The following is a 22,926-nucleotide window of genomic DNA, read 5'->3' on the forward strand; positions in this document are numbered from 1 at the left end:
TTTAAGAGATGCATCTCATTATGGAAATAAGGTTCAAGATAAATGAAAAAAAGCTCAGTTAAACTGAACTTTTGGTTCACTTATTTTTAAGATGATAAATAAGCGCATGTAAATTATTTAAGATGTACATAAAGGCAAGTTGAGAATAGAATGTTGCAATCTTATTTTGTTTTTCATAGTCAGGAATCATAATCTGATATTGACTATAAACAACAAGTGGACTTTGAAGATTAGCAGTAACCAAAGCTGTTTGAATTCCTTTTTGATTTAAGATTTTCATACATTCTAAAAGGGATGTATTTTCTCCACTATAAGAGATAAACAAAGCAAAATCTCCTGGCTGTAATTGTTTAGAAATATAGATTTCTTCCCCGTATTGAGTTGCTAAGATAGGAAATAAATTAATCTTTGCAAGTTTATTAATAAAGTTTGCTGCTGTTATTTGGCTATCGCCATAGCCATAAATAAAAACTCTTTTCTTTTGTACCATCAATGTTGCTATTTTATTTAAGGTTTTAATAGATAAATGATGATAGACTTGTTGAATACTTTCTTGATAAAGAGAAAACATGTTTTGAATGATTTGTTCACTTGTTTCATTGACTTGAAATGGGATTGTATAGTCTACTTGACTTACCATATATTTATTAGCTTCAAGTTCCTGTAATAAAGCCAATTTAAATTGTCGATACCCTTGATAGCCTACTTTATGACATAAACGAATGATCGTGGCATTTGAAGTATAGCTTTTTTTTGCTAGATCATTGATTGAAAGTAAAGTTAAATCTTCTAAATGATCTAATAAATAATCAATGACTTGTTGTTCTGATTCGGTATAATGATTTTCTTTAAGTTGTTGTAATATTTTCATTATTCTTTCATTAAAATATCAAGCGCTTCTTCCACACTATCAACTACATCATCAACAATCGATGTTAAACTCTCTGGTGATGTTGGAAAAGTAAAAGAATGATCCACTGTTTCTAACATAGGAATGTCATTATACGAATCCCCAATTCCGGCAACTTCCTCTAAATGCATTAATTCTTTTAATTTTAAAATTCCTAAACCTTTAGAACATCCTTTTTCAGTAATATCAATAAATTCTTTATTTTGATGTGCTGTTAATTCAGGAAAATGTTCTTCAATATCAAGACACACTTTTTTAGCGTTTTCATCTGTTTTTGCATTCATGGATAAACCATAAATATCTCCTTCCACTTCATCTAAAGATGTAATAACTTGTCTAACCATTGAACCTAAATCTTCTTTTAAAAATGTATAAATTTGCATATTAGCTTGAATAAAAATATCATAATCTTTTTGATAACGATCATAAAATTCATGTAATAAATGTTTAGAAATCGTACTTTTATAAATAACTTCTCTTTCTTTATTAAGCACAAGTGCTCCTGTACATAGAATATAGAAATCAAAATCAATATAAGGCTTACAAAATTCGTAAATACCTTTAAAAGGTCTTCCACTACACAAACCAAATAAGTTGCCTACTTTTTGAAATTCCTTGATTTTCTTTAAATCCCCTTCTTTAAATTGTTCATTAAATAATAATGTTCCATCATAATCACTTGCTAGTACTTTCATAATAATCCTCCAATGTCTTTATTGTAGTTGATTTCATAAAAAAAGAAAATCATTTTTCTTAATAAAAAATAAATATCAAAAAGGAGATCTTTATAATCTCCCTTGATTTAATATGTTAGGAATATCATCCTCTTTTTACATTTTATTGAATTTCTTTAATGAGTGCTTCTTGTAATATTTTAGAAAAATTCAACTTTTTCTTTGTAGCTATATCATTTAACCACGCTGGAATTGTGAGTGTTTTTTTTACAGCCTTATTATCAAATGTCTTTAAATATTCTTTAATATCTAATTCAATCAAAGCAATACATTCATTTTCCTTTAAAACAATATTTTGTAATTTAGAAGGAGTAGGAGCACTTTTAAATAAATCACCAACATAATCTTCTAAATATAATTCCATTGCTTCCTTAGCCATATCATAAGCCTCTTCAAAAGTATCCGCACAGCTAAAACACCCATCTAAATCTGGAAAAGTAATTGTAATACCATCATCCTCTTGCAAAAAAACTGCTGGATAAATTAATTTTTTACGCATACAAACAACCTCCATTTATGATTATAACACGTGTCGATACGTATAATAATATCTACTATTAAGAATTTATAATTTCTTTTATATCCTCTAAATTTTCTACAAAATAAATACCCTCTTGTTTTTCCTTAGATGACAAATCAAAATCAATCATCTTATCTAAAAGTTTCTTTAAATCATCATAATACCCATTTAAATTATAAAGCATACAAGGTGTCTTTAAATGTTTCAATGAGACTTTAGACATAACTTCTGTAATTTCTTCTAATGTACCTGTTCCTCCTGGAAAAGCAATAAACGCATCTCCTAATTCAATCATCTTTGTTTTTCTTTCGCTCATATCTTGTGTCACAATTAATTGTGTTATTTCAGGATAATCAAAACCTGCATCAATGAAAAATTGTGGTTCAACACCTATGACTTTTCCCTTTGCCTTTAAAACACTTTCAGCCAGTTCTCCCATTAAACCACATTTAGAACCTCCATAAACAAGAGTATGTCTATTTTCTCCAATCCACTTACCAAGTTCTCTTGCTGCTAAAGTAAGTTTTTTATCATTTCCACTACTTGCCCCTAAATAAACTGTTATATTCATGAATACCTCCAAAATTTATAAATTAAATCATTTTTATTCTTTTGACTTATTATATCATTTTCTGTATAAAAAATGATCTTTTGCTTCATAATAAAGCAGGTGATTTTATGAATGAATCTTATTGGCAAAAAACAAGTCAACATCCTTGTTTTAAACAATTAAATAAAGATATAAAAACGGATATTCTTATTATCGGTGGTGGTCTATCTGGTATTTCATGTGCTTATCAGCTAAAAGAAACAGGTAAAAAAATAACTGTTGTAGAAAAAAATCTTTTAGGTAGTCATACCAGTGGACATACAACTGCTAAAATTACTCTTTTACAAGGTCTTATTTATCAAAAACTTGTAAAACATTATAATATTGAAACAGCTTATTTATACTATCAAAGTCAAAAAGAAGCGATGAAAGGTATTCAAGATTTAATTAAAAAAGAAAAAATCGATTGTTGTTTTAAAGAATGTACCATGTCTTTATATACCAATGATTTAAAAAATGTCGAGAAACTTGAAAAAGAACAACATTATTTACAACTCTTTGGAGAGACTGTTTTTGATAAACAAAAACATTTAAAAACAATCAGTTTAGATCATCAATATATTTTTCATCCTTTAAAATATCTTTATCACCTTGTTGAACGTTGTCAAAAAGAAAATATCCAATTTTATGAACATAGTCGAGTTGAAAAAATCATTAGAAGAAAAAATGATTTTCTTGTCTATGTACAAGGACATCGTATTATTTGCCAAGATCTCATTCATGCAACGCGTTACCCTTTTATTAAAAGAGGATTCTACTTTTTAAAAATGTTTCAATCTTTAGAAAGTGTTGATTTAAAACAAAGAACAGGAAATCAATGTACACTCTCTATTGATCTTACAGAAAGCTATCGACCTTTAAAAAATCATGCTTTAGTTATTAATTCTAAAAGTAAAGACTGGTTTGCACAAGATACGATTCCTTTAAGAGGAATTCCTTATATAGGGCGTTATAGAGAACATGAATATTTTATTTATGGTTTTCAAAAATGGGGTATGACAAATTCTTTTTTAGCGTCTAAAATCATTAAAGATCTTTATTTAAATAATGATAATGCCTATCTTTCTTTGTTTTCTTGTCATTATTATTCTTTAAGCTATTCTAAAATATATTTTAAACAAATACTTCATCATCTTTATCTTGGTTATATAAAATTTCATTTTCATACCAAAAAAAACTTACAAAGAGGTCAAGGTGGACTTATAAAAATCAATCATAAACTCTATGCTGTTTATTTAGATAAGCACGGTATTTATCATTATTTTTCACCCTACTGTCCTCATTTAAAAGGTCTACTTTCTTTTGATGAAAAACATCAAATATGGCATTGTCCATGCCATCAATCTATTTTTGATTGTTATGGAAAACTCATTGAAGGTCCATGTTTAAAAGATATGAAAAACAAATAAAAAAACAGCAAATGCTGTTTTTTATTACTTGTATAAATATTATTTAATCATGTCTTTTTTCTTGATAAAAATCATTCCACTAAGTGCACTCAATAAAGTAACGATCCACATAGCTATAGTAGATGTATCTCCTGTTTTTACTTTTGAATCTGTTTTTTCTTCTTTTTGAGAAGGTTGTTCTTGAGAATTATTTTTATCAATAGAAACTGTAACATTTTGATCTTTATCGGCTGGTTGTGTTGGTTTCGTTGGTTCTTCTTTTAATGCTGGAATAACTTCACCTTTACTTAAAAGTTGACCACATCCTAAGCAATAAGTATCACCAGTATATCCATCTTGACCAATTTGTGCTTCAATTTGACCTCTTACTTCAGTTTCACCATCATGATTTTCTAAATCAAAATCACCATATTCTTCTCCACAAACATCGCAGATAGCTTTTTTATGACAATTAGCTTTTCCACCTTGATGATCTTCGATATCTTTTTTAGCACCACAACCACATTCTAACCAATGTTTTTGATCATCATGATTCATGACATAAGAATGTGCATGTACCTTATTTCCTTCATTATCTACAAATTGAATTTGACTATCTACTGGCACAGTAATCATTGAATCTTCATGATTATAATCTGGTAAAACAAATTTTCCTTCTGCTTTTTCTTCAATAATAAGAGATGTATCTGCTGTTAAACGGATTTCTCCTGTACCACTTATTGATTTAACTTTTGTATCACCTGTTATTTGTAATCCACCATCATTTATAGAAATATTTAAATCATTTACTTGTTTAGCATCTGCTGATAAATAAGCATCATTTAATTCCAAATTTGTAAAATTTTCAATATCTGGTAAATGGTAATAATAATTACTTCTACCTATATTTTCAAATGTTATTTGAGCATTTTCACTATATCCTTTAATTTGAATTTGTTTACCTAAAGGTGTACTTCCTGGTAATCTTCCTTTAAATGTAAGATGGTTTCCCGTAATTTCACTAAATCCAAAGCTTCCTCCATTTTCCATAACAAAGGCATATTCATTAGCGTTTAAATGGCATAGATTTGAATTTGTAAAGTTGTTGACATTTTTTATTGTTAGAGGTGCTTGTAATGTTATACTTTCAGGAAGGTTTACTTGATTTTGACCAAAATCAATAACAACTGCTTTATTTGGTAAAGTTGCTGGCCAGTCGATTGCTGTTGTATGATTACTCATATAGACCATAAAAGGACCTTCATTACTGCTTTCATTAATTCCTTTAAAAGCATCGTCTAAAGAAGCATATGATAATACTTGTCCTTTATTATCTTTTACAACTGCTTTTGTATCTTCCACATCTTCATTGGCTAATTTAACTGTAACTCTAGAATTTGATTTAAATTTTATTTCCATTTTTGATTTTAAATCACTATTTGGAACTAAGAAAGTAACATTTTGTGTCATTCCAAACATTTCTGAATTCAAATTACTTACAGTTGATATCTTATGTGGACAATTTAAGATAAATCCACTAGGTAATCCACTAAAAGCATATCTTGAAAATTGAAGAGGATTTAAAATTGTTATTTTTTCAATACCCGAATTATAAAATGCGAGTGCACTATTTGTTGTTATTTGTACTGAGGCAAATTGTAATTCTTTTAAAGCTTTACAATTTTCAAAAGCTCTTCTATCTATTGTTAAATAGATAGCTGTATCTTCTGTAAATTTTGCTTCTGTTAAATTAGTACAACCACTAAAACAATATTGTCCAATTTTTTTTACAGAAGTTTTTGATAAATCAATACGTGTTAATGCTGTATTTCCTTTAAATGCATTATCAGCTAATTCAGTAACATCATATTTTCCATTAGAAGTGATAAATGATGGAATCGTGATATCTCCACTTGCAGTATTTCCATTGGTTAATTTAACTGTTCCATGTGTTGAAGTTGATGGAAGTTTAGTGATTTCATATGTTATTCCATTTTCTTCAATAGTATCTCCTATTGAAGCCGAACTTTCATCAACAGTATTTAATTGTTTTACATCTTCATTAATACTTTCTGTTAAAACTTCATTGTTTTCTAAATTTGTTGCGTTTTCTTGCATTGCAAAGACAATTGGACTTTGCGTACACATCATTGTCGCAATTAACACAGCTGATGCTGCTTTTTGTTTTAATTTCATTTTTATGCTCCTTTGCATGTTATTAATCTAAAGCTCTAAATTACATAAATGAGTATATCTAGACAAGTAATTTTCAAATAGCTTAAAATGATTAATATCATGTAAAGATTAAGTAAATGATATTTTGATTTAATGATATCCTTTTCATTTTTTCTATTATATAATAGAAGTAGTATGGGAGGAAGTTTATGAAAACATATTTAACATTAGATGTTGGTGGTAGTGCCATCAAATATGCATTAATGCAAGAAGATTTAACTATTTTAGAAAAATCAAGTGTACCAACTCCTATGGATACCCTTGAAAATTTTATTGAAACGATTGGAAAAATCTATGATCAATATAAAGAGCGAATTGATGGTATGGCACTTTCCATGCCTGGCATCATTGATCCTGAAAGAGGTTATCAATATACGGGAGGATCTTTGCGTTATATTGATAAATTAGAAACTGTTGAGGTTTTAAAAAAACGTTGTCCGACAAATATTACAATTGGTAATGACGCTAAATGTGCTGCCAACGCGGAAATTGGTTTTGGTAATCTCCAAGATATTCAAGATGGAGCTGTAGTAATTTTAGGAACAGGAATCGGTGGATGTTTAATTAAAGATCATAAAGTCCACACAGGAAGACATTTTTCAGCAGGTGAATTTTCTTTTATTAAAACAAACAACTTAGATCCTTTTACTTGGAATCATGCTTGGTGTATGAGAAATGGTATTTCAGGATTATTACAACGTGTTCAAGAAGCCCTTGAAACAGATAAAGAGTATAGTGGCATTGAAATCTTTGAAATGGCTAATAATGGAAATGAAAAAGTCATTGCAGGAATTGATGCTTTTGCCAAGGAAGTAGCAACACAAATTTTTAATGTACACATTATTTTTGATTGTGAAAAAGTAGCTATTGGTGGTGGCATTTCTGCACAACCTTTACTTATTGAACTTATTAATAAAAATATTAATGAAATTTTTGATAATTTACATTTTGATGTCTATCATCCTGAAATTGTCCCATGTAAATTTAGAAACGATGCCAATTTAATTGGTGCACTTTATCAACATATTCAAACTTTTAAATAATTTTCTCTTTGAGAAATATCTTTTTTAAAAGAGAAAATCAGTGTACAATAACATTGAGGGGTGACAATTATGCAAGTGGTATTTGTTGTTTTACATAAGACAGAATTATTACAAAATTTATTAACAAGTTTAAAAAAAGCAGGTGTCAGTGGAGGAACAATCATTGATTCCCAAGGAATGATTTCTTATATTCAAGAAAGTGATGAAAGTTATATTTTAGGTTCTTTACGACTTTTCCTTGAACAAGCACGTCCTGATAGTAAAACAATGTTTTTCATTATCAAAGATGAACAAACTGACCTTGTTTTCGATACAATTGATAAAGCTTTAGGTGGTTTAGAAAATCATAATACAGGGATTGCCTTTGCAATGCCTATTACAAGAGTCGCAGGAGTTGTAAAATAAAGAGGACGAAAGTTCTTTTTATTTATAAAAAATGATTTACTATTTTAGTCAAACAGGAAACACCAAACTCCTTGCAGATACTTTAAAAGAAGTTGTTAAAGATTCAAAAATCATCTATGTTGGTTTTTGGACAGATAAAGGAAACGCCAATCAAGAAGCTTTAGATTATTTAAAAACATTACATCATCAAAAAATCTTTCTCTTTGGAACAGCTGGTTTTGGAAAAAGTGAAGAATACTTTAAACGCATTATCAATAAAGTTAAAGAAAGTATTGATTCTACGAATGAAGTTGTAGGAAGTTTTATGTGTCAAGGGAAAATGCCTGAAACTGTTTTGCAACGCTATCTTTCTTTAAAAGAAAGTGGAAAAGCACCAAAAAATATTGATTTACTTATTGAAAACTATTATGAGGCACTTAATCATCCAAATAAAGAAGATTTTGAGAATTTAAAAAAAGAAGTCCTAAATGAAAAAGACAACTATTAGTTTCTAACAGTTGTCTTTTTTCATTAATAAGTTTGTCCACCATCAACGCCTAAGTTTTGAGCTGTAATGTTGTTAGAATCATCACTTGCTAGAAATAAAACGGCATTTGCAATATCCTTTGCTTCTTGTGGTCTTCCTAAAGGAATATCTTTTGTAAAAGAAGTAAAGACTTCATCTTTTTGATCTTCATGACCAACAGTAAGTTCATTTAACATGTTTTCCCATAATGGTGTACGAATAATCCCCGGTAATACGCAGTTAATATTGATATTATCTTTTGCATACTCTCTAGCAAGACAAGCTGTAAGTTCTAAAACACCTGCTTTGGTAATGGAATAAACAGATGCATTAGCTCCACCTAATTTTGCAGCTACTGATGACATATTGATAATTTTTCCATAATGTTGTTTTTGCATAACAGGCAAAACTGCTTTACATCCATAAACTGTTCCATTTAGATTAATTTTAATCATACGATCAATATCTTCATCTTCCATTTCGATTAATGGTAATGATTTACAAATACCCGCATTATTTACTAAAACATCAATTCTTCCCCATTGATTTTCAATAGCACTTACAAGATTTTGAAAATCATTTGCTTTAGAAACATCAACTTGATAAGCTAATACCTTTGTCCCATATTTCGATAATTCTTCTTTTGTCTGATTTGCTGTTTCAATATTTAAATCAGCAATCACAACATTTGCTTTTGCTTTAACAAACTCTAAAGCAATAGCCTTTCCAAGACCCATTGAAGCTCCTGTAACAATCACATTTTTTCCACTAAAATCATATTTAATCATTTTCTTTCACCTCTAGTGGTTATTATAGAAATCTCATTCTATTTATACAATTTCATTTACTAATAGAAATCATTAGTAAAAAGAATTGACATTAAAAAATCATTTTTATTTTTTTATTTAGTTTTTTATAAACATTTTCAACTAACCATGGTTCCGTGGAAGCTTTTAAGGCTTCTTCAAAGCCAAACCATTGTAATCCCTTATTTTCATCTTCTTTAATAGTTAATGTTTCTTGATCATTAGCTTCCATTAAATAGGTAATATTATAATGAAGATGACTAGATACATAGGCTCCGTTTTTAATATGTCCATTGACTGTTAAAATTTCAATTGAAAAAGGATCATCCATTAAAAACTTAACATGCTTTAAACCACTTTCTTCTTGAAATTCTTTTAAAGCCACTTTTTTAAAATCTTTTTGACCATCAACATGTCCCCCAAGCCAACACCAAGAATTATAAATTTTATGATAACACATTAAAACTTTATCATGACTTTGATTTAAAACCCAACATGATACTGTAAAATGTCCACCTTTACTTTTTCTTGTAAGGACATCTTTCTGGTCAATAACTTTAAGTAAGAACTCTTTATCTTTTTCTTCTTGTTCGTTAAATGGTTGATAATTAAGTAATTGTTGTTTCATTATTTTCTCCTAAAAAAAACAGGTTATCCCTGTTTTTCAATATATTTTTGATAATACATCACACGAATCAAATCAAAGATCGTCATGATTTGATAATTGAAATTAATCCCATCAAATCTACCTGGTACTTGAATCGTATCTGTTGTTAGTTTCTTTCTTGCATAGGTTGGATTTTGGGTAATAAGTAAAGATGTGGTATTTTGTAATGAAAGATTTGTTCTTGTATACATAAAGCCTTCTAAAGATCTTCCTGAAGAAGAAGTAAAGATAACATAATCATTTTCATTAAAAATCATATCTTTATCATACGTATGATATTGTAAAACTGTTTTTCCAAACGAAATCAAATCAGTTTGAAACTCTACCGCAATAGACATTGGATAAAGAGCTCCTACTAGAATCACTCGTTTTGATTCATGGATTTTTGTACAAACTTCTTCTATTTTCTTTAAAAATTCTTTATTATCATTAGAAACCTTAATACGTTCAACATACGTACAAATATTCAAATTTTCCATACGTTCTTCAATTTGTTCAAGACGTACTTTTTTATGTTTATGATAAGTTTCTACAAAAGTTTCATAATCATAGAAACCTAAATATTTTAAGAAGTTTAAAATACTTTCTGGTGTTGTCTTTAGTTCACTTGCAACTTCATCTAATGAATAGTCTCCAAAGTTTTGATAATGAAGGATAAAGAATACACAAAAACGATATGCATCATCAAGGAACAATGTACCATTTAAATATTTTAAAATTCTTGAAAGTAGTATATTCATAACATCCTCCCCTTTAAATAAAATGATATTTTTTATAATACGTTACACGCATAATATCAAAGATCGTCATCAAACGATAGTTAAAATCAATACTATCATGTCTTGAACTGGCAACATAGATAACACGTTCATCGCCAATTTGACTCTTATATTTTTTATTTTGTGTAATAAGTAAGAATTGAGATCTGTTGATATCAAAATCTCGATGATCATTCATAAAAGCATCATAGGCTCTCCCTGTTGCTGATACAAAAATAACATAATCATCTTTATTTAAATCAAGTTGTGTATCAAAAGAATGATATTGGAAAACAGGCTTTCCAAAAGTAATCAAATCTGTTTGAAATTCAACAGCAATAGAGATTGGATAAAGTGCCCCAATAATAATCACTCTTTTAGACGAAGAAATATCATGACAAATATGATCCAAATCTTCAATAAATTTTTCTTTATCATCACATAAATGCACTTGTTTAAAAAGATCATCCATTTTTAATCCAAGCATTCTTGAACGAATTTGATCTTGTCTTAAAATAACATCAGCATAAAGCTTATCTTGGAAAGAAGCATAGTCATCAAATCCTAAATGACTTAAAAAATTTAAAATTGCTTCTTTAGAAATCTTTGATTTTTCAACAACTTCTTCTAATGTCATCTTATAAAAATCTATATAATTTTCAATAAAGAATACACAAAAACGATAATTATCATCTAAAAAAAGTGTCCCATTAAAGTATTCAAGTATTCTTGCAAGTAGTACATTTCCCATACGTACCTTTCCTTTCTATATTAAGCCTAGTTTTTCTAAGCTTAAAGCAATACCATCTTGATCAGGATCTTTGAAAGTATCATAAGCAATATCTAATAGCTTTTCCTTTGCTCCTTCAAAAACAATTCCTTGATTTGCTTTTTCAATCATTTGATAATCATTCATACTATCTCCAAAAGCAATTGTATCTTCCATGCTTGCATGATAGTAATGAATCACTCTTTCAATGGCATCTGCCTTTGTACAGTTTTTTGAAATAATTTCCCCATTAATAAAATCATCTTCTGGTTTAGAAAATAAAACCACATTAAAATCTTTACTCAAATGAGGCACCGTATCAAGCAATGCATATTTATCATATGCAATAAAAACAATTTTAGTCACTTTATCTTTGCCAGGATCATATTCTGTAATTGGTTTAAAAGCCTGATTTCTTTTTTCAAAGAAACGTGCAAGTTCTGGATTGGCTTGTGTATCTTTGATTTGTCTTCTTTCCATATATTCTCTAGCATATCCTGATTGAAAAAGTTCATTTTTTGTTTCAAGCGTAAAACCAACTTGCGCATTTGAAAATAAAACAATGGCCTGTTGAAGACGTTTACTATCTAAAAAATTTTCATAAATGTACTTGCCATCTATTTGAATAAAGCTTCCTGCTGCAGAAATGACACCATCAAAGCCAACATCTAAAATATCTTGTGTAATTGAAACTGGTGCTCTTCCTGTACATAAGAAAGCTTTATGTCCATTTTTTCTTAATTTACGAATGGCTTCTTTATTTCTTTGTGTAACTTCTCTGCTTTTCCCTCGAATTGTTCCATCAATATCAAAAAATACATACTTCATTTTTCTTACCTCTTACTTCATGATTTCTTCAATCAAAATAGGTTTTTCTACAAATTCATCAACAATCGTATAACTTTGATAAATTTCTTCTATGATTTCTTGACTGACTTTGTTTCTTGCATAAACAGTCAATAATGTTTCACCAATTTCTACCTGATCCCCTATTTTTTTATTTAAAACAAGTCCTACAGCATGGTCAACATCTTCATCTTTAGTCATGCGACCACCACCTAATTTCATTGAAACAATTCCTAAATTCTTTGCTTCCAATGCTTTAACATAACCTGTTTCCTTTGAAGTTATTTCCATTATAACACTTGGTTTTTCAAAAAGTTCAGGATTTTCTATATATGAAACATCTCCACCTTGTCTTTTAACCATTTCTTTGAGTTTTTCTAAAGCTTTTCCATTAGAAATTACCTCTTGTAATGCTTTATACGCCTCTTTTTCATTTTGATAAAGTTTTGCTTGAACAAGCATTGTACTTCCTGCTTTTAAACATAATTCTTCTAAATCTTGAGGCCCATTTCCTTTAAGCGTTTCAATTGCTTCAATGACTTCTAAACTATTACCAATTGCCTTTCCTAAAGGTTGTGACATACTTGAAATGGTTGCACGCGTATCTTTATAACAATGTTTTCCAATGTCGATCATTGTTTGAGCAAGCTTTTTAGCATCTTCTAACGTTTGCATAAAAGCCCCATTTCCATATTTGACATCCAATAAAATCGTATCTGCCCCACTGGCAAGTTTTTTAGACATAATAGATGAGGCAATTAAAGGAATACAAGAAACTGTTCCTGTTACATCACGTAAAGCATAGATTTTTTTATCAGCAGGTACAAGAGAAGCACTTTGTCCTATGATGGCTAAACCAATATCATTGACTTGTTGGATAAAATCTTCTTCTGATACATAAATATTAAAACCTGGAATAGATTCTAACTTATCTAGTGTTCCACCGGTATGTCCTAAACCTCTTCCTGACATTTTTGCTACTTTACCGCCACAAGCAGCGACGATAGGTCCTAATACAAGTGATGTTTTATCACCAACACCCCCAGTTGAATGCTTATCTACTTTAATTCCTTCAATTTTAGATAAATCGATAATATCTCCACTATATTCCATAGCTTGTGTAAGCAAGGCTGTTTCCTTTGCAGTCAGTCCTTGAAAACAAATCGCCATTAACAAAGCAGACATTTGATAATCTGGAATACTACCCTTTACATAACCATCTATAATAAATTGAATTTGTTGCTGATTGAATTCTCCATTATTTTTTTTATATTCAATTAAATCAACCATTCTCATTGTCATTTCCCCTTTTATTTCAATCTAATCTTATTTTACTATAATTTATTTTATTTTGAAAACACTTTCATTCTTTCGAGAGAATCTTTTCAATTACTGTGAGAAATTCTTCCATTTTTTGAGAAGAATTTCTCTTACAAACGATTCCATAAGGTAAAAAATAGTCTTCTTTTAAAGAAATAGCTTTTAGAGAAGGATGAATGTTTTTCCAACATTCAAGTGATAATAGAATATCTTGACTTAAAGCACATTCATTAAAGGTTTCTGTATTATAAGAAGGTGCGATGTCTCTAATCATAATAGAAGGATAATGTTTTAAAATATCCTGTCTTATTTGATCGTTGATAGGACTACTTCCTTCTTTCATAATACGAATTGTTTGATGTTTTAAATCTTGAAAACTTAATTCATTAGATGAAGCCAATGGATGATTTTTATGGACCATTAAACAAAAACGATACTTTCCTAAAGGAATAAAATGATAATGATTATTTTGTTTATTTAAATTATAAGGACAAACAATAAAATCATAATCTTTATCTAATAGATCCAAGCGATGTTGATCATCTTGAAAAGATTGTATCTTTAGTTGAAAATTTGTATTTTCTTTTTGAATTTCATCCCATAAATTCATAAAAGATTCACAGGGATAAAGTGTGGACGTTCCAACAACAAATTCTTTTTGATTATGAGTCCCTGCTCGTTGAACTTCTTTGATCATTTGTTGGCTCATTTTTTTAAGTTCATCAATTTTGTAAGCTAACACTTTTCCTGCTTCTGTAAGTTTGATTCCTTGAGGACTTCTGATAAACAATTTTACTTTCAACATTTCTTCTAAACTATTCATTTGTTTAATAATAGCTGTATGTGTTAAATAAAGCTCTTTAGCAGCTTTAGAAAAACTTCCACATTCAACAACTTTTAAAAAAATATCAAGTGCTGGTAAATACATAAAATCACCTCTTTAGTAGAAACTTATAGTTTCTACTATTGTATCTTTTCAAAACTTCTTTGTCAAACAAACTTCTTCTATAATAAAGACAGGAGGAATATCAAATGAAAAAAAGAATGATTGGAAATTTAGAAGTATCTGAAGTTGCTATGGGATGTATGGGATTTTCCCATGGCTATGGAAAAGTGCCAGAAGAAAGTTATAGTATTGAAGCTATTCAAGAAGCTTATCAATTTGGCTGTACTTTTTTTGATACAGCTGAAGCTTATGGACGTGAAATGTTTTATGAAGGACATAATGAACAAATTGTCGGTAAAGCTGTCAAGGACTTTAGAAAAGACGTTGTCCTTGCGACAAAATTGCATATCCATAATGAAGAACTAAATCTTGGAGAAACGGTTGAAGAGATTATTCGTCGTCATTTAAAAAAATCTTTAGAAAATTTACAAACAGACTATGTAGATCTTTATTATCTTCATCGTATTAATGAAAATATTGAAATTGAAGAAGTGGCCAAAGTTATGGGAAAATTAATTGACGAAGGCCTTATTAAAGGCTGGGGTCTTTCTCAAGTAGGTGTTGAAATACTTGATCGTGCTCATCAAGTTACTCCAGTAAGTGCTGTACAAAATCTTTATTCAATGATGGAAAGAGATTGCGAAAAAGAAGTCATTCCTTATTGTTTGAAACATCATATTGGAGTTGTTCCTTTTTCACCTATTGCGAGTGGTTTCCTATCAGGAAAAGTCACTACAGAAACAAAATTTGAAGGCGATGATGTTCGTAAATGGGTCCCTCAATTATCAAAAGAAAACATCGAACGTAATCAACCCCTATTAGAAATGATTCATGAACTTGCATTAAAGAAAAATGCAACAAATGCTCAAATTTCTTTAGCATGGATGTTGCATAAATATCCAAATGTTGTCCCTATTCCTGGTTCAAAAAATAAAGAAAGAATTTTAGAAAACTTAAAAGCTTGTCAAATTAGTTTTACCAAACAAGAATTTGATGATTTAGAAGCAGCTTTAAATAAAATTGAAATCTATGGACATCGTGGTATTGAAGAAAGTCAAAATAAGTCTTTTAGTGCCAATTGGCGAAAAAAATAATTTTTGATAAAATGTAATGGGAGGTGGATTTATGAAAATCTTAGTGTGTGCCCCATTACAAGAGGTGGAAAGTAAAAAAATCCAAGAATATTTTATAAATGATACAGTTCTTATTAAAAGAAGACCAACTCAAGAAGATATTGATCAAGTAGATGTGATTGTTGGAAATCCCCATCTTGATTTAAATTTAAATCAAGAACATTTACAAGCTATCTTACTTAATAGTGCAGGGAGTGATCAATATATCAAAGAAGGTATTTTAAACGAAACGACAAAACTTACAAATGCTAGTGGAAGTTATGGAATTGCCATTAGTGAACACGTTATTGGTATGATGATTACTTTCTGTAAAAACTTAAAAACGTATACTTTACAAATGAAAGAGGGAAATTGGCTTCCTTCAAAACAAGGAAAAGAAATTTATCATAGTCGTGTTTGTATTGTTGGATATGGTGATATTGGCTATGAAATTGCTAAAAGACTCAAAGCTTTTGATTGCCATATTACAGCTATTAAAAGAAGAGTCCAAAAGGATCTTCCTTATGTTGATGAAGTTGCAACAATCAATGATTTAGATACAATTTTACCACAAAGTGATTTTGTTATTCTATCTTTACCTCAAAGTAAAGAAACCATTCATCTTTTTAATTCAGAAAAATTATTAAAAATGAAAAAAGATGCTGTTTTAATCAATGTCGGTCGTGGAAGTGCAATTTGTAATGAAGATTTAATTAAAGTATTAAATCAAGGACATCTTTATGGTGTTGGCTTAGATGTTGTTGAAGAAGAGCCTTTACCATCAACTTCTCCTTTATGGACTTACGATCGTGTTTTAATCACTCCACATAGTTCAGGTGGTTTTGTCTGGCAAAGTGTCAGAAATTATTATACAGAGCTTGTTATTAGAAATATTCAACATTTAAAGAATAATGAAACTTTAGAAAATGAAGTTGATTTTCAAACTGGTTATCGAAAAGTTGTCACATACAAAAAATAGCGCCTTAGCGCTATTTTTATGTTATTCAAATTTTTGATCAACTTCAAAGATATTATGCCCATTTAAATAATCTTTAACAAGCATACGTTTTTTACCTTCTAATTGGAATTCAGTAATAATATAAACTCCATCTTGTACCTTTACTCCAATAGCATCTTTAAAAATCTTAACGATTGTTCCTGGTTCTTGATGTGCATGATGGCTCATTGCATTTGGACAATTATGTACAAGTCCTTGATAGATTTTTACTGTTTTTCCTTGATACGTTGTATAAGCTCCTGGCCAAGGATTTAATCCTCTTACATGGTTATAAACTTCTACTGCTGGCTTATTGAAATCAATTTTTTCTTGTTCTCTAGAAATAACAGGAGAATATGTTACTTTTGATTCATCTTGAGGAATGGATTCATTTGTCCCCTCAATAATAGCAGGCAGTGCTTCAATAATCGCTTCAGCTCCTAAAATAGATAAACGATCATAAAGTTCTCCTACTGTTTCATCATTAGAAATAGGTGTTTCTTTTTGATAAATAATATTTCCTGCATCCATCTTTTTTACCATATACATAATCGTAACACCTGTTTTTTCATCTCCATTTAAAATAGCATAATGAACAGGTGCACCTCCACGATATTTTGGAAGTAATGATGCATGAACGTTAATACATCCAAGACGTGGGCAATCTAAAACTTCTTGTGGAATCATTTGTCCATAAGCAGCTGTAATAATTAAATCAGGTTGCATATCGATAATGGCTTGATAATCTTCTTTGATACGTTGTGGTTGAAATACGGGTATATCATGTTCTAAGGCCACAACTTTAACTTCAGGCATTTTAAGTTCTTTTTTTCTTCCAACACGACGATCTGGTTGTGAAACAACTTGGACGATGTTGTAATCATGTTGAATTAAGTTTTTTAAAACAGCTTCAGAGAAAGTTGCTGTTCCCATAAATACGATTTTTAATTGATTCATTTTTTTCACTTCCTTCTATAAGATATTACTAATAAATTGCGAGATAAGCAAGACAATTGTTTGAATTATTTGGATACATATTTGACTTATCTTTTTAACAATTAAAGAAAGTGTATTATCTTTTTGATTATCATAGAAACCTTCATCTGAATTAACTTCTTTTTGTTTTTGTACATTTTGTTCAAAAGAAGTAATATTTTTAGAAACTAATTCATTTTGAATATAATGATTATTCAATAAACCATTCATACAAAACAATAATAAACCGACCATTGTAAAATCAATTAAAAGTTCTTTCATTGTAAATACTCCTTGATTACTTGAGACATCACTTCGATTGTATTTTGGACTTCTTCTTTCGTATTACTTTGTCCTCCAAATTCAATTAAAACTGTATGATCACAAATTCCTTGATTATAGTGATTTCTTTTTACCATAATTCCTTTAGATAAACCAGGCACTTTTTCATTTGCTCTATTAGAAAGTTCTGTAGATAATTGATTGACCATATCAAATTTTCCACTACTTTTTCCTACCACAAATAAAATCTTGGCATAACTTTTTTGATTATAAACAAGCGTTGAATATTTTTTATTGAGACTATCTCGATGAAAATCAATAACTAAATCATATTGACCATTTTCTCTTAAAGAATTTTCTAAATACATCTTTGAAACAACATAAGATTGATTATATGCAATGCGATGTATATTTTTATAATTTTCAAAATCATTTTGTTCAACATCACAAAAATAACCTTCTTTTGTTAAACAATCCTTTAAATAACTTGCTCCCTCTTTTACATTATATCCAACATATTCTTCTCCTTGATGTGTATTATAAAGATGAATTTTTTTACTTGAGGTAACTGGTACGCTTGTCTGCAAAGCTTCCGTTGTTGAAATTGCTTTAAAAACTTTCACATTTTGATGACTATAAGAAGGTAAATAGATAATCATTAAAACAATGATCATTATTTTGAAAATAATTTGAATAGATACTTTTATTTTCATAGGCGCTCTCCTTGTATTTATTCAAATATATGAGATAAATCAAGAATTATACCTCAAGTCATTCAGAGCCTTTGCTAGAAGAGCACTCATCCTTTCAACTGTTTCATCAATTTGTTTATCAGACATCACAAAATTACGATCAACCGGTGTCAATATTTCCTGTAATAAAGATTCTAATTCCTCTTGATCAAGACTCCCAATATGACCTAACAAATAACGTTGCTGGCTTGATGAAAGCGTTCCTTCATATTTTTCTCTTTTCCCAATTTTTAATCTATTTTTTATATCAATAGCATCTCCAAAATAATCTTTCATTAATTGAAAAACATCTTTAACAATTGAACTGGCATAAATAACAGTCGGAACCCCTATCGCAATGACTGGACAGCCTAAGGTTTCTTCTTGAATTGCTTGGCGATGATTACCAATTCCACTACCAGGATGAATACCGACATTATTAATTTGGATAACATGCCCTAATTTTTGATAATCTTTTGCACATAAAGCATCAATAACAATCACTAAATCTATTTGAAATTGATCTACCATTGCCTGGATCACCTCAACCGTCTCTACCCCTGTTTGATACATCACACCTGGTGTAAGTGACAAAATATCATAATAATGCTTTTCTAATTTAAGACTATCATCTAAATAATGCGTGACACGAATATCTCTTAAAGTACGTGGTCCAATCGCATCACTGGTTAAATAAGGATTACCAAGTCCTGTAACTAAAATACGAGGGTATTCATTTTGATCAATCATTTCTTTTAATATTTTTGTTATTTGCTCACTAATATTAGAAATATGATCTTTAAAAAAAATTTCAATATACTTTCCTTTTTTTAAATAATCCGTATCTTCTAAAAACTCATACGTTTCAATCGAAAAGTCCTCTTTTTTTTCAATCTTTCTTTGATAATGTTTTCCTTCTTTTAATAAATCCAATGATTCTTTCGCTAAATCACTATGTGTATTATACTTATTCATATTCTCACCTGCATAATTATTCCCTTATTTCCAACAAATTACACAAAATTGTTGCAATTCATTGACTTTTTATATATAATGAAGTGGCAAATTGCAAAGCGAGGTGAAAAATCATGGCAAATATGAAACAACAAATCAAACGTTATAAAAACGATAACAAAAAAAGAGCTAAAAACGCTTCTTATAAATCAGCTTTAAAAACTGCAATCAAAAACGTAAGAGCTGAAGTTGAAGCTGGAAATAAAGAAGCTGCTGAAAAAGCATTAGTAATCGCTTCTAGCAAATTAGATTCTTATGTAAACAAAGGAATCCATCATAAAAACTACGCTATTAGACAAAAATCTAAATTAGCTAAATTAGTTAACTCAATCTAATCATTGAAACCAGACATTTGTCTGGTTTTTTTGTTTATTCTTTCTTTTCTTGATTATAATGTTAATAGACTTTGAAATAAAATAAGAGTAAAATATTTTTACATTACAAGGAGATGTATTTATGGAAAGAAAAGATATAGAAGAAAAATATACTTGGGATCTTTCTAAAATTTATCAAGATCCTCAAGAGTTTTATCATGATATAGAAGTCAGCCAACAATTACTTGATGAATTGACTTCATTTAAAGGAAAAATGACTGAAAGCATTGATACCCTTTTACGCTTTTTATCAAAGCGTGATGAAATGTCAATGCTTGTAAGTAAAGCTTATTGTTTTGCTCATTTAAACTGTGATGTAGAGCCTAAAGAACAAGAATATCAAAAAATGCTTGCTACAGTGATGTCACTGATTCAACAATCAAGTGTTAAACTTGTATTTGTTGATAATGAAATCGTTGAAAATGATAAAAAAGTAAGAGAATATTTAAAAGATGAACGTTTAAAATCTTATCGCTATTCTTTAGAAAATGCTTTAGCGTTTAAACCTCATTTATTAGATAAAGAACAAGAAGAATTGGTTGCAAAAGTAGACAATATCTCTGAACTTGCAGAACAGGTTTTTGATTCTTTACGTTTAGAGTTTGAAGATGTTGAAGTCAATGGTCAAAAGAAAACATTAAATCAAGCAACACTTAATGAATTTTTAAAGAATAAAAATGGAGACGTCAGAAAACAAGCTTACCATCATTTCTTTAAAGAATATCAACGTTTTGAAAATACCTTTGCCTCAACTCTTTCAGGGGTTATGAAAAAAGATGCTTTTTATAGTGATATTCGTCATTTTGATTCACCACTTGCTGCAAGTGTTTTTAACGATGATGTTCCTACCGATTTATTTTTTAAGATTTTAGATAAAGCAAATAATGAATATCGTTATTTATTCCATCGCTATAATCATTTAAAAAAAGAAATTCTTGGGCTAGATGAACTTTATAATTATGATTTATCAGTTCCTCTTGTAAAAAGTGTTTCTAAAAAATTTACAATTGAAGAATGCTTTGACATCATCAATCAAGCTCTAGCTCCTTTTGGTAAAGATTATTTAGCTATTATTAATCGTGCTAAAGATGAAAGATGGATCGATTACTACCCTACTACTGGTAAACGTGGTGGTGCTTATAGCAGTGGAAGCTATTTAACACAACCTTATATCTTAATGAACTTTATTGGTGATTATAATTCATTATCAACAATAATCCATGAATTAGGTCATAGTGTGCATACTTATTTATCAAGTCATAATCAAGACTATATTAATAGTAATTATCGTATTTTTGTAGCAGAAGTTGCTTCAACCGTTAATGAAACCTTACTTATTAACTATATGATGGATCATGCTTCATCAAAAGAAGAAAAAGCCTATTATATGTATGAACAATTAGAAAACTGTGTCGGTCTTATTTTTAGACAACCGATGTTTGCGGACTTTGAACATCGTCTTCATGAAATGGCTAAAAACAATGAACCCATGTCTTCTAAAATCATGACTGATCTTTATGCAAAATTAAATCAAGAATATTTTGGTGAAGATGTAAAAATGGATGAACTTGTGGGTTGGTCTTGTTATTATGTTCCTCATTTCTATTATGATTATTATGTTTATAAATACACTTTAGGAATGACTGTTGCTTTAGCTATCGTTAAACGTATATTAAATGGTGACACGCAACAAGTTGAACGTTATTTAAACTTCTTAAAATCAGGTGGAAAAGAATCTCCTGTTGACTTATTAAGTCATGCTGGTGTCAATCCTTTAGACGATGCTATTTATGATGATGCTTTCCATTATTTTGAAGATTTGTTAAATGAATTTGAAAAGCTGGTAAAATAATTTATAATAGTATTAGGTGATAGAAATGAAAAGAGAAGAAACAAGAGCGTTTCAAGTAGGAAATTTAACATTAGGTGGTAATAATCATGTCATTATTCAATCCATGACAAATACCAAAACCAAAAATGTAGAAGCAACCGTTAAACAAATCCAAGAATTAGAAGATGCCGGTTGTGAAATGGTCAGAATGGCTGTTTTTGACAAAGAAGATGCATATGCGATTGCTGATATCAAAAAACAGGTGCATATTCCTTTAGTTGCCGATATTCATTTTGACTATCGTTTAGCTTTGATTGCGATTGAATCAGGAATTGATAAAATTCGTATTAATCCTGGAAATATTGGAAGTATTGAAAAAGTAAAAGCAGTTGTTGAATCTTGTAAAGAACATCATATTCCTATTCGTATTGGTGTCAATAGTGGTTCTTTAGAAAAAGATATCTTAGAAAAATATGGTCGTCCTACTGCTAAAGGAATGATTGAAAGTGCAAAGAAACATATTGATATTTTGGAAAGTCTAGATTTCCATGATTATTGTATTTCTTTAAAATCTTCCGATACGATGCTTACAATTGAGGCCTATACACTTGCGAGTGAGACTTTTGATTGTCCCCTTCATTTAGGGGTTACAGAAGCCGGAACAAAGCTTGGAGGAACAATTAAATCTTCTTTAGGAATTGGTACTTTATTATATCAAGGAATTGGAAATACGATTCGTGTTTCTTTAAGTGATCATCCTGTAGAAGAAATTAAAGTCGCAAAAACATTACTTAAAGAATTGGGATTAATTAAAAATGTTCCTACCCTTGTATCTTGTCCAACTTGTGGAAGAATTCAATATGATTTAATTCCAGTCGCTAAAGAAATTGAAGATTTCTTAAATAATATTCATCAAGATATTACCGTAGCCATTATGGGTTGTGCAGTTAACGGTCCAGGTGAAGCCAAAAATGCCGATATTGGTATTGCCGGTGGTGTTAAAGAAGGATTATTGATCAAAAAAGGAAAAATTATTAAAAAAGTTAAACAAGAAGACATGGTACAAACGCTCAAAGATGAAATTTTAAAGATGGTTAATTCATAAAACCATCTTTTTTTCATATGTATATAACTATGGAGGCGTAAAA

Annotated in this window: 25 protein-coding genes; 9 read left to right on the plus strand and 16 right to left on the minus strand. The window is 29.4% G+C overall.

The window, feature by feature from the left end; all coding sequences use genetic code 11:
- Positions 1 to 76: 76 nt before the first annotated feature.
- The 4 genes from ACLVEP_RS02005 to ACLVEP_RS02020 all read right to left on the minus strand — a co-directional run bounded on the left by ACLVEP_RS02005 (position 77) and on the right by ACLVEP_RS02020 (position 2,735).
- Positions 77 to 871 (minus strand): MurR/RpiR family transcriptional regulator, encoded by a 795-nt coding sequence (locus ACLVEP_RS02005; protein ID WP_412582479.1) that lies wholly within the window; start codon positions 869 to 871, stop codon positions 77 to 79.
- The gene (locus ACLVEP_RS02010; RefSeq protein WP_412582480.1) at positions 871 to 1,605 is read right to left on the minus strand and encodes an HAD family hydrolase; all 735 of its coding nucleotides are present in this window, start codon (positions 1,603 to 1,605) and stop codon (positions 871 to 873) included. The genes ACLVEP_RS02005 and ACLVEP_RS02010 overlap by 1 nt, the downstream gene beginning before the upstream one ends.
- 142 nt (positions 1,606 to 1,747) lie before the next feature.
- Positions 1,748 to 2,143, minus strand: a complete 396-nt coding sequence (locus tag ACLVEP_RS02015) for a type II toxin-antitoxin system HicB family antitoxin (protein WP_412582482.1) — start codon at positions 2,141 to 2,143, stop codon at positions 1,748 to 1,750.
- A 58-nt stretch (positions 2,144 to 2,201) separates the two neighbouring features.
- Positions 2,202 to 2,735: a TIGR00730 family Rossman fold protein gene (locus tag ACLVEP_RS02020; RefSeq protein WP_412582484.1), complete on the minus strand. Its 534-nt coding sequence runs from the start codon at positions 2,733 to 2,735 to the stop codon at positions 2,202 to 2,204.
- A 107-nt stretch (positions 2,736 to 2,842) separates the two neighbouring features.
- Here ACLVEP_RS02020 and ACLVEP_RS02025 point away from each other — a divergent pair, with 107 nt between their 5' ends.
- Positions 2,843 to 4,183, plus strand: a complete 1,341-nt coding sequence (locus tag ACLVEP_RS02025) for an FAD-dependent oxidoreductase (protein WP_412582485.1) — start codon at positions 2,843 to 2,845, stop codon at positions 4,181 to 4,183.
- A gap of 39 nt (positions 4,184 to 4,222) precedes the next feature.
- Here ACLVEP_RS02025 and ACLVEP_RS02030 read toward each other — a convergent pair whose 3' ends face one another.
- The gene (locus ACLVEP_RS02030) at positions 4,223 to 6,358 is read right to left on the minus strand and encodes a leucine-rich repeat domain-containing protein (protein WP_412582487.1); all 2,136 of its coding nucleotides are present in this window, start codon (positions 6,356 to 6,358) and stop codon (positions 4,223 to 4,225) included.
- Positions 6,359 to 6,546: 188 nt separating this feature from the next.
- On the opposite strand from ACLVEP_RS02030, the gene ACLVEP_RS02035 reads away from it, so the two are divergent.
- The 3 genes from ACLVEP_RS02035 to bilS all read left to right on the plus strand — a co-directional run bounded on the left by ACLVEP_RS02035 (position 6,547) and on the right by bilS (position 8,332).
- Positions 6,547 to 7,440: an ROK family protein gene (locus ACLVEP_RS02035; RefSeq protein ID WP_412582489.1), complete on the plus strand. Its 894-nt coding sequence runs from the start codon at positions 6,547 to 6,549 to the stop codon at positions 7,438 to 7,440.
- Positions 7,441 to 7,509: 69 nt separating this feature from the next.
- Positions 7,510 to 7,845 carry a hypothetical protein gene (locus ACLVEP_RS02040; RefSeq protein WP_412582491.1) on the plus strand — a complete coding sequence of 112 codons (336 nt, stop codon included), beginning with the start codon at positions 7,510 to 7,512 and terminating at the stop codon, positions 7,843 to 7,845.
- 31 nt (positions 7,846 to 7,876) lie between these two features.
- Positions 7,877 to 8,332 carry a flavodoxin family protein BilS gene (gene bilS, locus ACLVEP_RS02045; protein WP_412582492.1) on the plus strand — a complete coding sequence of 152 codons (456 nt, stop codon included), beginning with the start codon at positions 7,877 to 7,879 and terminating at the stop codon, positions 8,330 to 8,332.
- A 23-nt stretch (positions 8,333 to 8,355) separates the two neighbouring features.
- Here bilS and ACLVEP_RS02050 read toward each other — a convergent pair whose 3' ends face one another.
- The 7 genes from ACLVEP_RS02050 to ACLVEP_RS02080 form a co-directional block, all read right to left on the minus strand.
- The gene (locus ACLVEP_RS02050; protein WP_412582493.1) at positions 8,356 to 9,138 is read right to left on the minus strand and encodes an SDR family NAD(P)-dependent oxidoreductase; all 783 of its coding nucleotides are present in this window, start codon (positions 9,136 to 9,138) and stop codon (positions 8,356 to 8,358) included.
- Positions 9,139 to 9,229: 91 nt separating this feature from the next.
- Positions 9,230 to 9,784 carry an NUDIX hydrolase gene (locus ACLVEP_RS02055; protein ID WP_412582495.1) on the minus strand — a complete coding sequence of 185 codons (555 nt, stop codon included), beginning with the start codon at positions 9,782 to 9,784 and terminating at the stop codon, positions 9,230 to 9,232.
- Positions 9,785 to 9,807: 23 nt separating this feature from the next.
- Positions 9,808 to 10,563 carry a MurR/RpiR family transcriptional regulator gene (locus ACLVEP_RS02060; RefSeq protein WP_412582496.1) on the minus strand — a complete coding sequence of 252 codons (756 nt, stop codon included), beginning with the start codon at positions 10,561 to 10,563 and terminating at the stop codon, positions 9,808 to 9,810.
- A 13-nt stretch (positions 10,564 to 10,576) separates the two neighbouring features.
- Positions 10,577 to 11,332, minus strand: coding sequence for a MurR/RpiR family transcriptional regulator (locus ACLVEP_RS02065; protein ID WP_412582498.1), 756 nt, complete (start codon positions 11,330 to 11,332; stop codon positions 10,577 to 10,579).
- Positions 11,333 to 11,347: 15 nt separating this feature from the next.
- Positions 11,348 to 12,178, minus strand: coding sequence for a Cof-type HAD-IIB family hydrolase (locus ACLVEP_RS02070; RefSeq protein ID WP_412582499.1), 831 nt, complete (start codon positions 12,176 to 12,178; stop codon positions 11,348 to 11,350).
- Positions 12,179 to 12,190: 12 nt separating this feature from the next.
- Positions 12,191 to 13,492 carry a pyrimidine-nucleoside phosphorylase gene (locus tag ACLVEP_RS02075; RefSeq protein ID WP_412582501.1) on the minus strand — a complete coding sequence of 434 codons (1,302 nt, stop codon included), beginning with the start codon at positions 13,490 to 13,492 and terminating at the stop codon, positions 12,191 to 12,193.
- A gap of 67 nt (positions 13,493 to 13,559) precedes the next feature.
- A complete protein-coding gene (locus tag ACLVEP_RS02080) occupies positions 13,560 to 14,444 on the minus strand; it encodes a LysR family transcriptional regulator (protein WP_412582502.1) in 885 nt (294 codons plus the stop codon).
- Between the two features lie 104 nt (positions 14,445 to 14,548).
- Between ACLVEP_RS02080 and ACLVEP_RS02085 the strand changes: the two genes are divergently transcribed.
- Together ACLVEP_RS02085 and ACLVEP_RS02090 are read left to right on the plus strand one after the other, a co-directional pair.
- Complete coding sequence (locus ACLVEP_RS02085; protein ID WP_412582503.1) at positions 14,549 to 15,556, plus strand: aldo/keto reductase; 1,008 nt, start codon at positions 14,549 to 14,551, stop codon at positions 15,554 to 15,556.
- Positions 15,557 to 15,587: 31 nt separating this feature from the next.
- Complete coding sequence (locus ACLVEP_RS02090) at positions 15,588 to 16,553, plus strand: D-2-hydroxyacid dehydrogenase (RefSeq protein WP_412582505.1); 966 nt, start codon at positions 15,588 to 15,590, stop codon at positions 16,551 to 16,553.
- Between the two features lie 21 nt (positions 16,554 to 16,574).
- Here the strand turns inward: ACLVEP_RS02090 and fmt are convergent, their stop codons facing one another.
- The 4 genes from fmt to gpr are packed head-to-tail and all read right to left on the minus strand — an operon-like array spanning position 16,575 to position 19,534.
- On the minus strand, positions 16,575 to 17,528 hold the full coding sequence (gene fmt / locus ACLVEP_RS02095; protein ID WP_412582507.1) for a methionyl-tRNA formyltransferase: 954 nt from the start codon (positions 17,526 to 17,528) through the stop codon (positions 16,575 to 16,577).
- A gap of 15 nt (positions 17,529 to 17,543) precedes the next feature.
- Positions 17,544 to 17,828, minus strand: a complete 285-nt coding sequence (locus tag ACLVEP_RS02100; protein ID WP_412582509.1) for a hypothetical protein — start codon at positions 17,826 to 17,828, stop codon at positions 17,544 to 17,546.
- Positions 17,825 to 18,541 carry a stage II sporulation protein P gene (spoIIP, locus tag ACLVEP_RS02105; protein ID WP_412582510.1) on the minus strand — a complete coding sequence of 239 codons (717 nt, stop codon included), beginning with the start codon at positions 18,539 to 18,541 and terminating at the stop codon, positions 17,825 to 17,827. The genes ACLVEP_RS02100 and spoIIP overlap by 4 nt, the downstream gene beginning before the upstream one ends.
- Positions 18,542 to 18,580: 39 nt before the next feature.
- Entirely contained in the window at positions 18,581 to 19,534 is a 954-nt protein-coding gene (gene gpr, locus ACLVEP_RS02110; RefSeq protein WP_412582511.1) for a GPR endopeptidase, read from the minus strand.
- Positions 19,535 to 19,647: 113 nt separating this feature from the next.
- Between gpr and rpsT the strand changes: the two genes are divergently transcribed.
- From rpsT to ispG, 3 genes are all read left to right on the plus strand, one after another.
- Positions 19,648 to 19,908, plus strand: a complete 261-nt coding sequence (gene rpsT, locus ACLVEP_RS02115; RefSeq protein WP_022002730.1) for a 30S ribosomal protein S20 — start codon at positions 19,648 to 19,650, stop codon at positions 19,906 to 19,908.
- Between the two features lie 121 nt (positions 19,909 to 20,029).
- Complete coding sequence (gene pepF / locus ACLVEP_RS02120) at positions 20,030 to 21,799, plus strand: oligoendopeptidase F (RefSeq protein ID WP_412582513.1); 1,770 nt, start codon at positions 20,030 to 20,032, stop codon at positions 21,797 to 21,799.
- 25 nt (positions 21,800 to 21,824) lie between these two features.
- A complete protein-coding gene (ispG, locus tag ACLVEP_RS02125) occupies positions 21,825 to 22,883 on the plus strand; it encodes a flavodoxin-dependent (E)-4-hydroxy-3-methylbut-2-enyl-diphosphate synthase (protein WP_317999876.1) in 1,059 nt (352 codons plus the stop codon).
- Positions 22,884 to 22,926: the final 43 nt, after the last annotated feature.

It is taken from the genome of Faecalibacillus sp. (genome assembly GCF_047023275.1).
GTDB lineage: Bacteria > Bacillota_I > Bacilli_A > Erysipelotrichales > Coprobacillaceae > Faecalibacillus.

What these genes read in the sequence shown, in the direction of transcription:
- ACLVEP_RS02005 (WP_412582479.1), bottom strand. Translation starts at nt 871, where the DNA reads ATGAAAATATTACAACAACTTAAAGAAAATCATTATACCGAATCAGAA.
- ACLVEP_RS02010 (WP_412582480.1), bottom strand. Translation starts at nt 1,605, where the DNA reads ATGAAAGTACTAGCAAGTGATTATGATGGAACATTATTATTTAATGAA.
- ACLVEP_RS02015 (WP_412582482.1), bottom strand. Translation starts at nt 2,143, where the DNA reads ATGCGTAAAAAATTAATTTATCCAGCAGTTTTTTTGCAAGAGGATGAT.
- ACLVEP_RS02020 (WP_412582484.1), bottom strand. Translation starts at nt 2,735, where the DNA reads ATGAATATAACAGTTTATTTAGGGGCAAGTAGTGGAAATGATAAAAAA.
- ACLVEP_RS02025 (WP_412582485.1), top strand. Translation starts at nt 2,843, where the DNA reads ATGAATGAATCTTATTGGCAAAAAACAAGTCAACATCCTTGTTTTAAA.
- ACLVEP_RS02030 (WP_412582487.1), bottom strand. Translation starts at nt 6,358, where the DNA reads ATGAAATTAAAACAAAAAGCAGCATCAGCTGTGTTAATTGCGACAATG.
- ACLVEP_RS02035 (WP_412582489.1), top strand. Translation starts at nt 6,547, where the DNA reads ATGAAAACATATTTAACATTAGATGTTGGTGGTAGTGCCATCAAATAT.
- ACLVEP_RS02040 (WP_412582491.1), top strand. Translation starts at nt 7,510, where the DNA reads ATGCAAGTGGTATTTGTTGTTTTACATAAGACAGAATTATTACAAAAT.
- bilS (WP_412582492.1), top strand. Translation starts at nt 7,877, where the DNA reads ATGATTTACTATTTTAGTCAAACAGGAAACACCAAACTCCTTGCAGAT.
- ACLVEP_RS02050 (WP_412582493.1), bottom strand. Translation starts at nt 9,138, where the DNA reads ATGATTAAATATGATTTTAGTGGAAAAAATGTGATTGTTACAGGAGCT.
- ACLVEP_RS02055 (WP_412582495.1), bottom strand. Translation starts at nt 9,784, where the DNA reads ATGAAACAACAATTACTTAATTATCAACCATTTAACGAACAAGAAGAA.
- ACLVEP_RS02060 (WP_412582496.1), bottom strand. Translation starts at nt 10,563, where the DNA reads ATGAATATACTACTTTCAAGAATTTTAAAATATTTAAATGGTACATTG.
- ACLVEP_RS02065 (WP_412582498.1), bottom strand. Translation starts at nt 11,332, where the DNA reads ATGGGAAATGTACTACTTGCAAGAATACTTGAATACTTTAATGGGACA.
- ACLVEP_RS02070 (WP_412582499.1), bottom strand. Translation starts at nt 12,178, where the DNA reads ATGAAGTATGTATTTTTTGATATTGATGGAACAATTCGAGGGAAAAGC.
- ACLVEP_RS02075 (WP_412582501.1), bottom strand. Translation starts at nt 13,492, where the DNA reads ATGAGAATGGTTGATTTAATTGAATATAAAAAAAATAATGGAGAATTC.
- ACLVEP_RS02080 (WP_412582502.1), bottom strand. Translation starts at nt 14,444, where the DNA reads ATGTATTTACCAGCACTTGATATTTTTTTAAAAGTTGTTGAATGTGGA.
- ACLVEP_RS02085 (WP_412582503.1), top strand. Translation starts at nt 14,549, where the DNA reads ATGAAAAAAAGAATGATTGGAAATTTAGAAGTATCTGAAGTTGCTATG.
- ACLVEP_RS02090 (WP_412582505.1), top strand. Translation starts at nt 15,588, where the DNA reads ATGAAAATCTTAGTGTGTGCCCCATTACAAGAGGTGGAAAGTAAAAAA.
- fmt (WP_412582507.1), bottom strand. Translation starts at nt 17,528, where the DNA reads ATGAATCAATTAAAAATCGTATTTATGGGAACAGCAACTTTCTCTGAA.
- ACLVEP_RS02100 (WP_412582509.1), bottom strand. Translation starts at nt 17,828, where the DNA reads ATGAAAGAACTTTTAATTGATTTTACAATGGTCGGTTTATTATTGTTT.
- spoIIP (WP_412582510.1), bottom strand. Translation starts at nt 18,541, where the DNA reads ATGAAAATAAAAGTATCTATTCAAATTATTTTCAAAATAATGATCATT.
- gpr (WP_412582511.1), bottom strand. Translation starts at nt 19,534, where the DNA reads ATGAATAAGTATAATACACATAGTGATTTAGCGAAAGAATCATTGGAT.
- rpsT (WP_022002730.1), top strand. Translation starts at nt 19,648, where the DNA reads ATGGCAAATATGAAACAACAAATCAAACGTTATAAAAACGATAACAAA.
- pepF (WP_412582513.1), top strand. Translation starts at nt 20,030, where the DNA reads ATGGAAAGAAAAGATATAGAAGAAAAATATACTTGGGATCTTTCTAAA.
- ispG (WP_317999876.1), top strand. Translation starts at nt 21,825, where the DNA reads ATGAAAAGAGAAGAAACAAGAGCGTTTCAAGTAGGAAATTTAACATTA.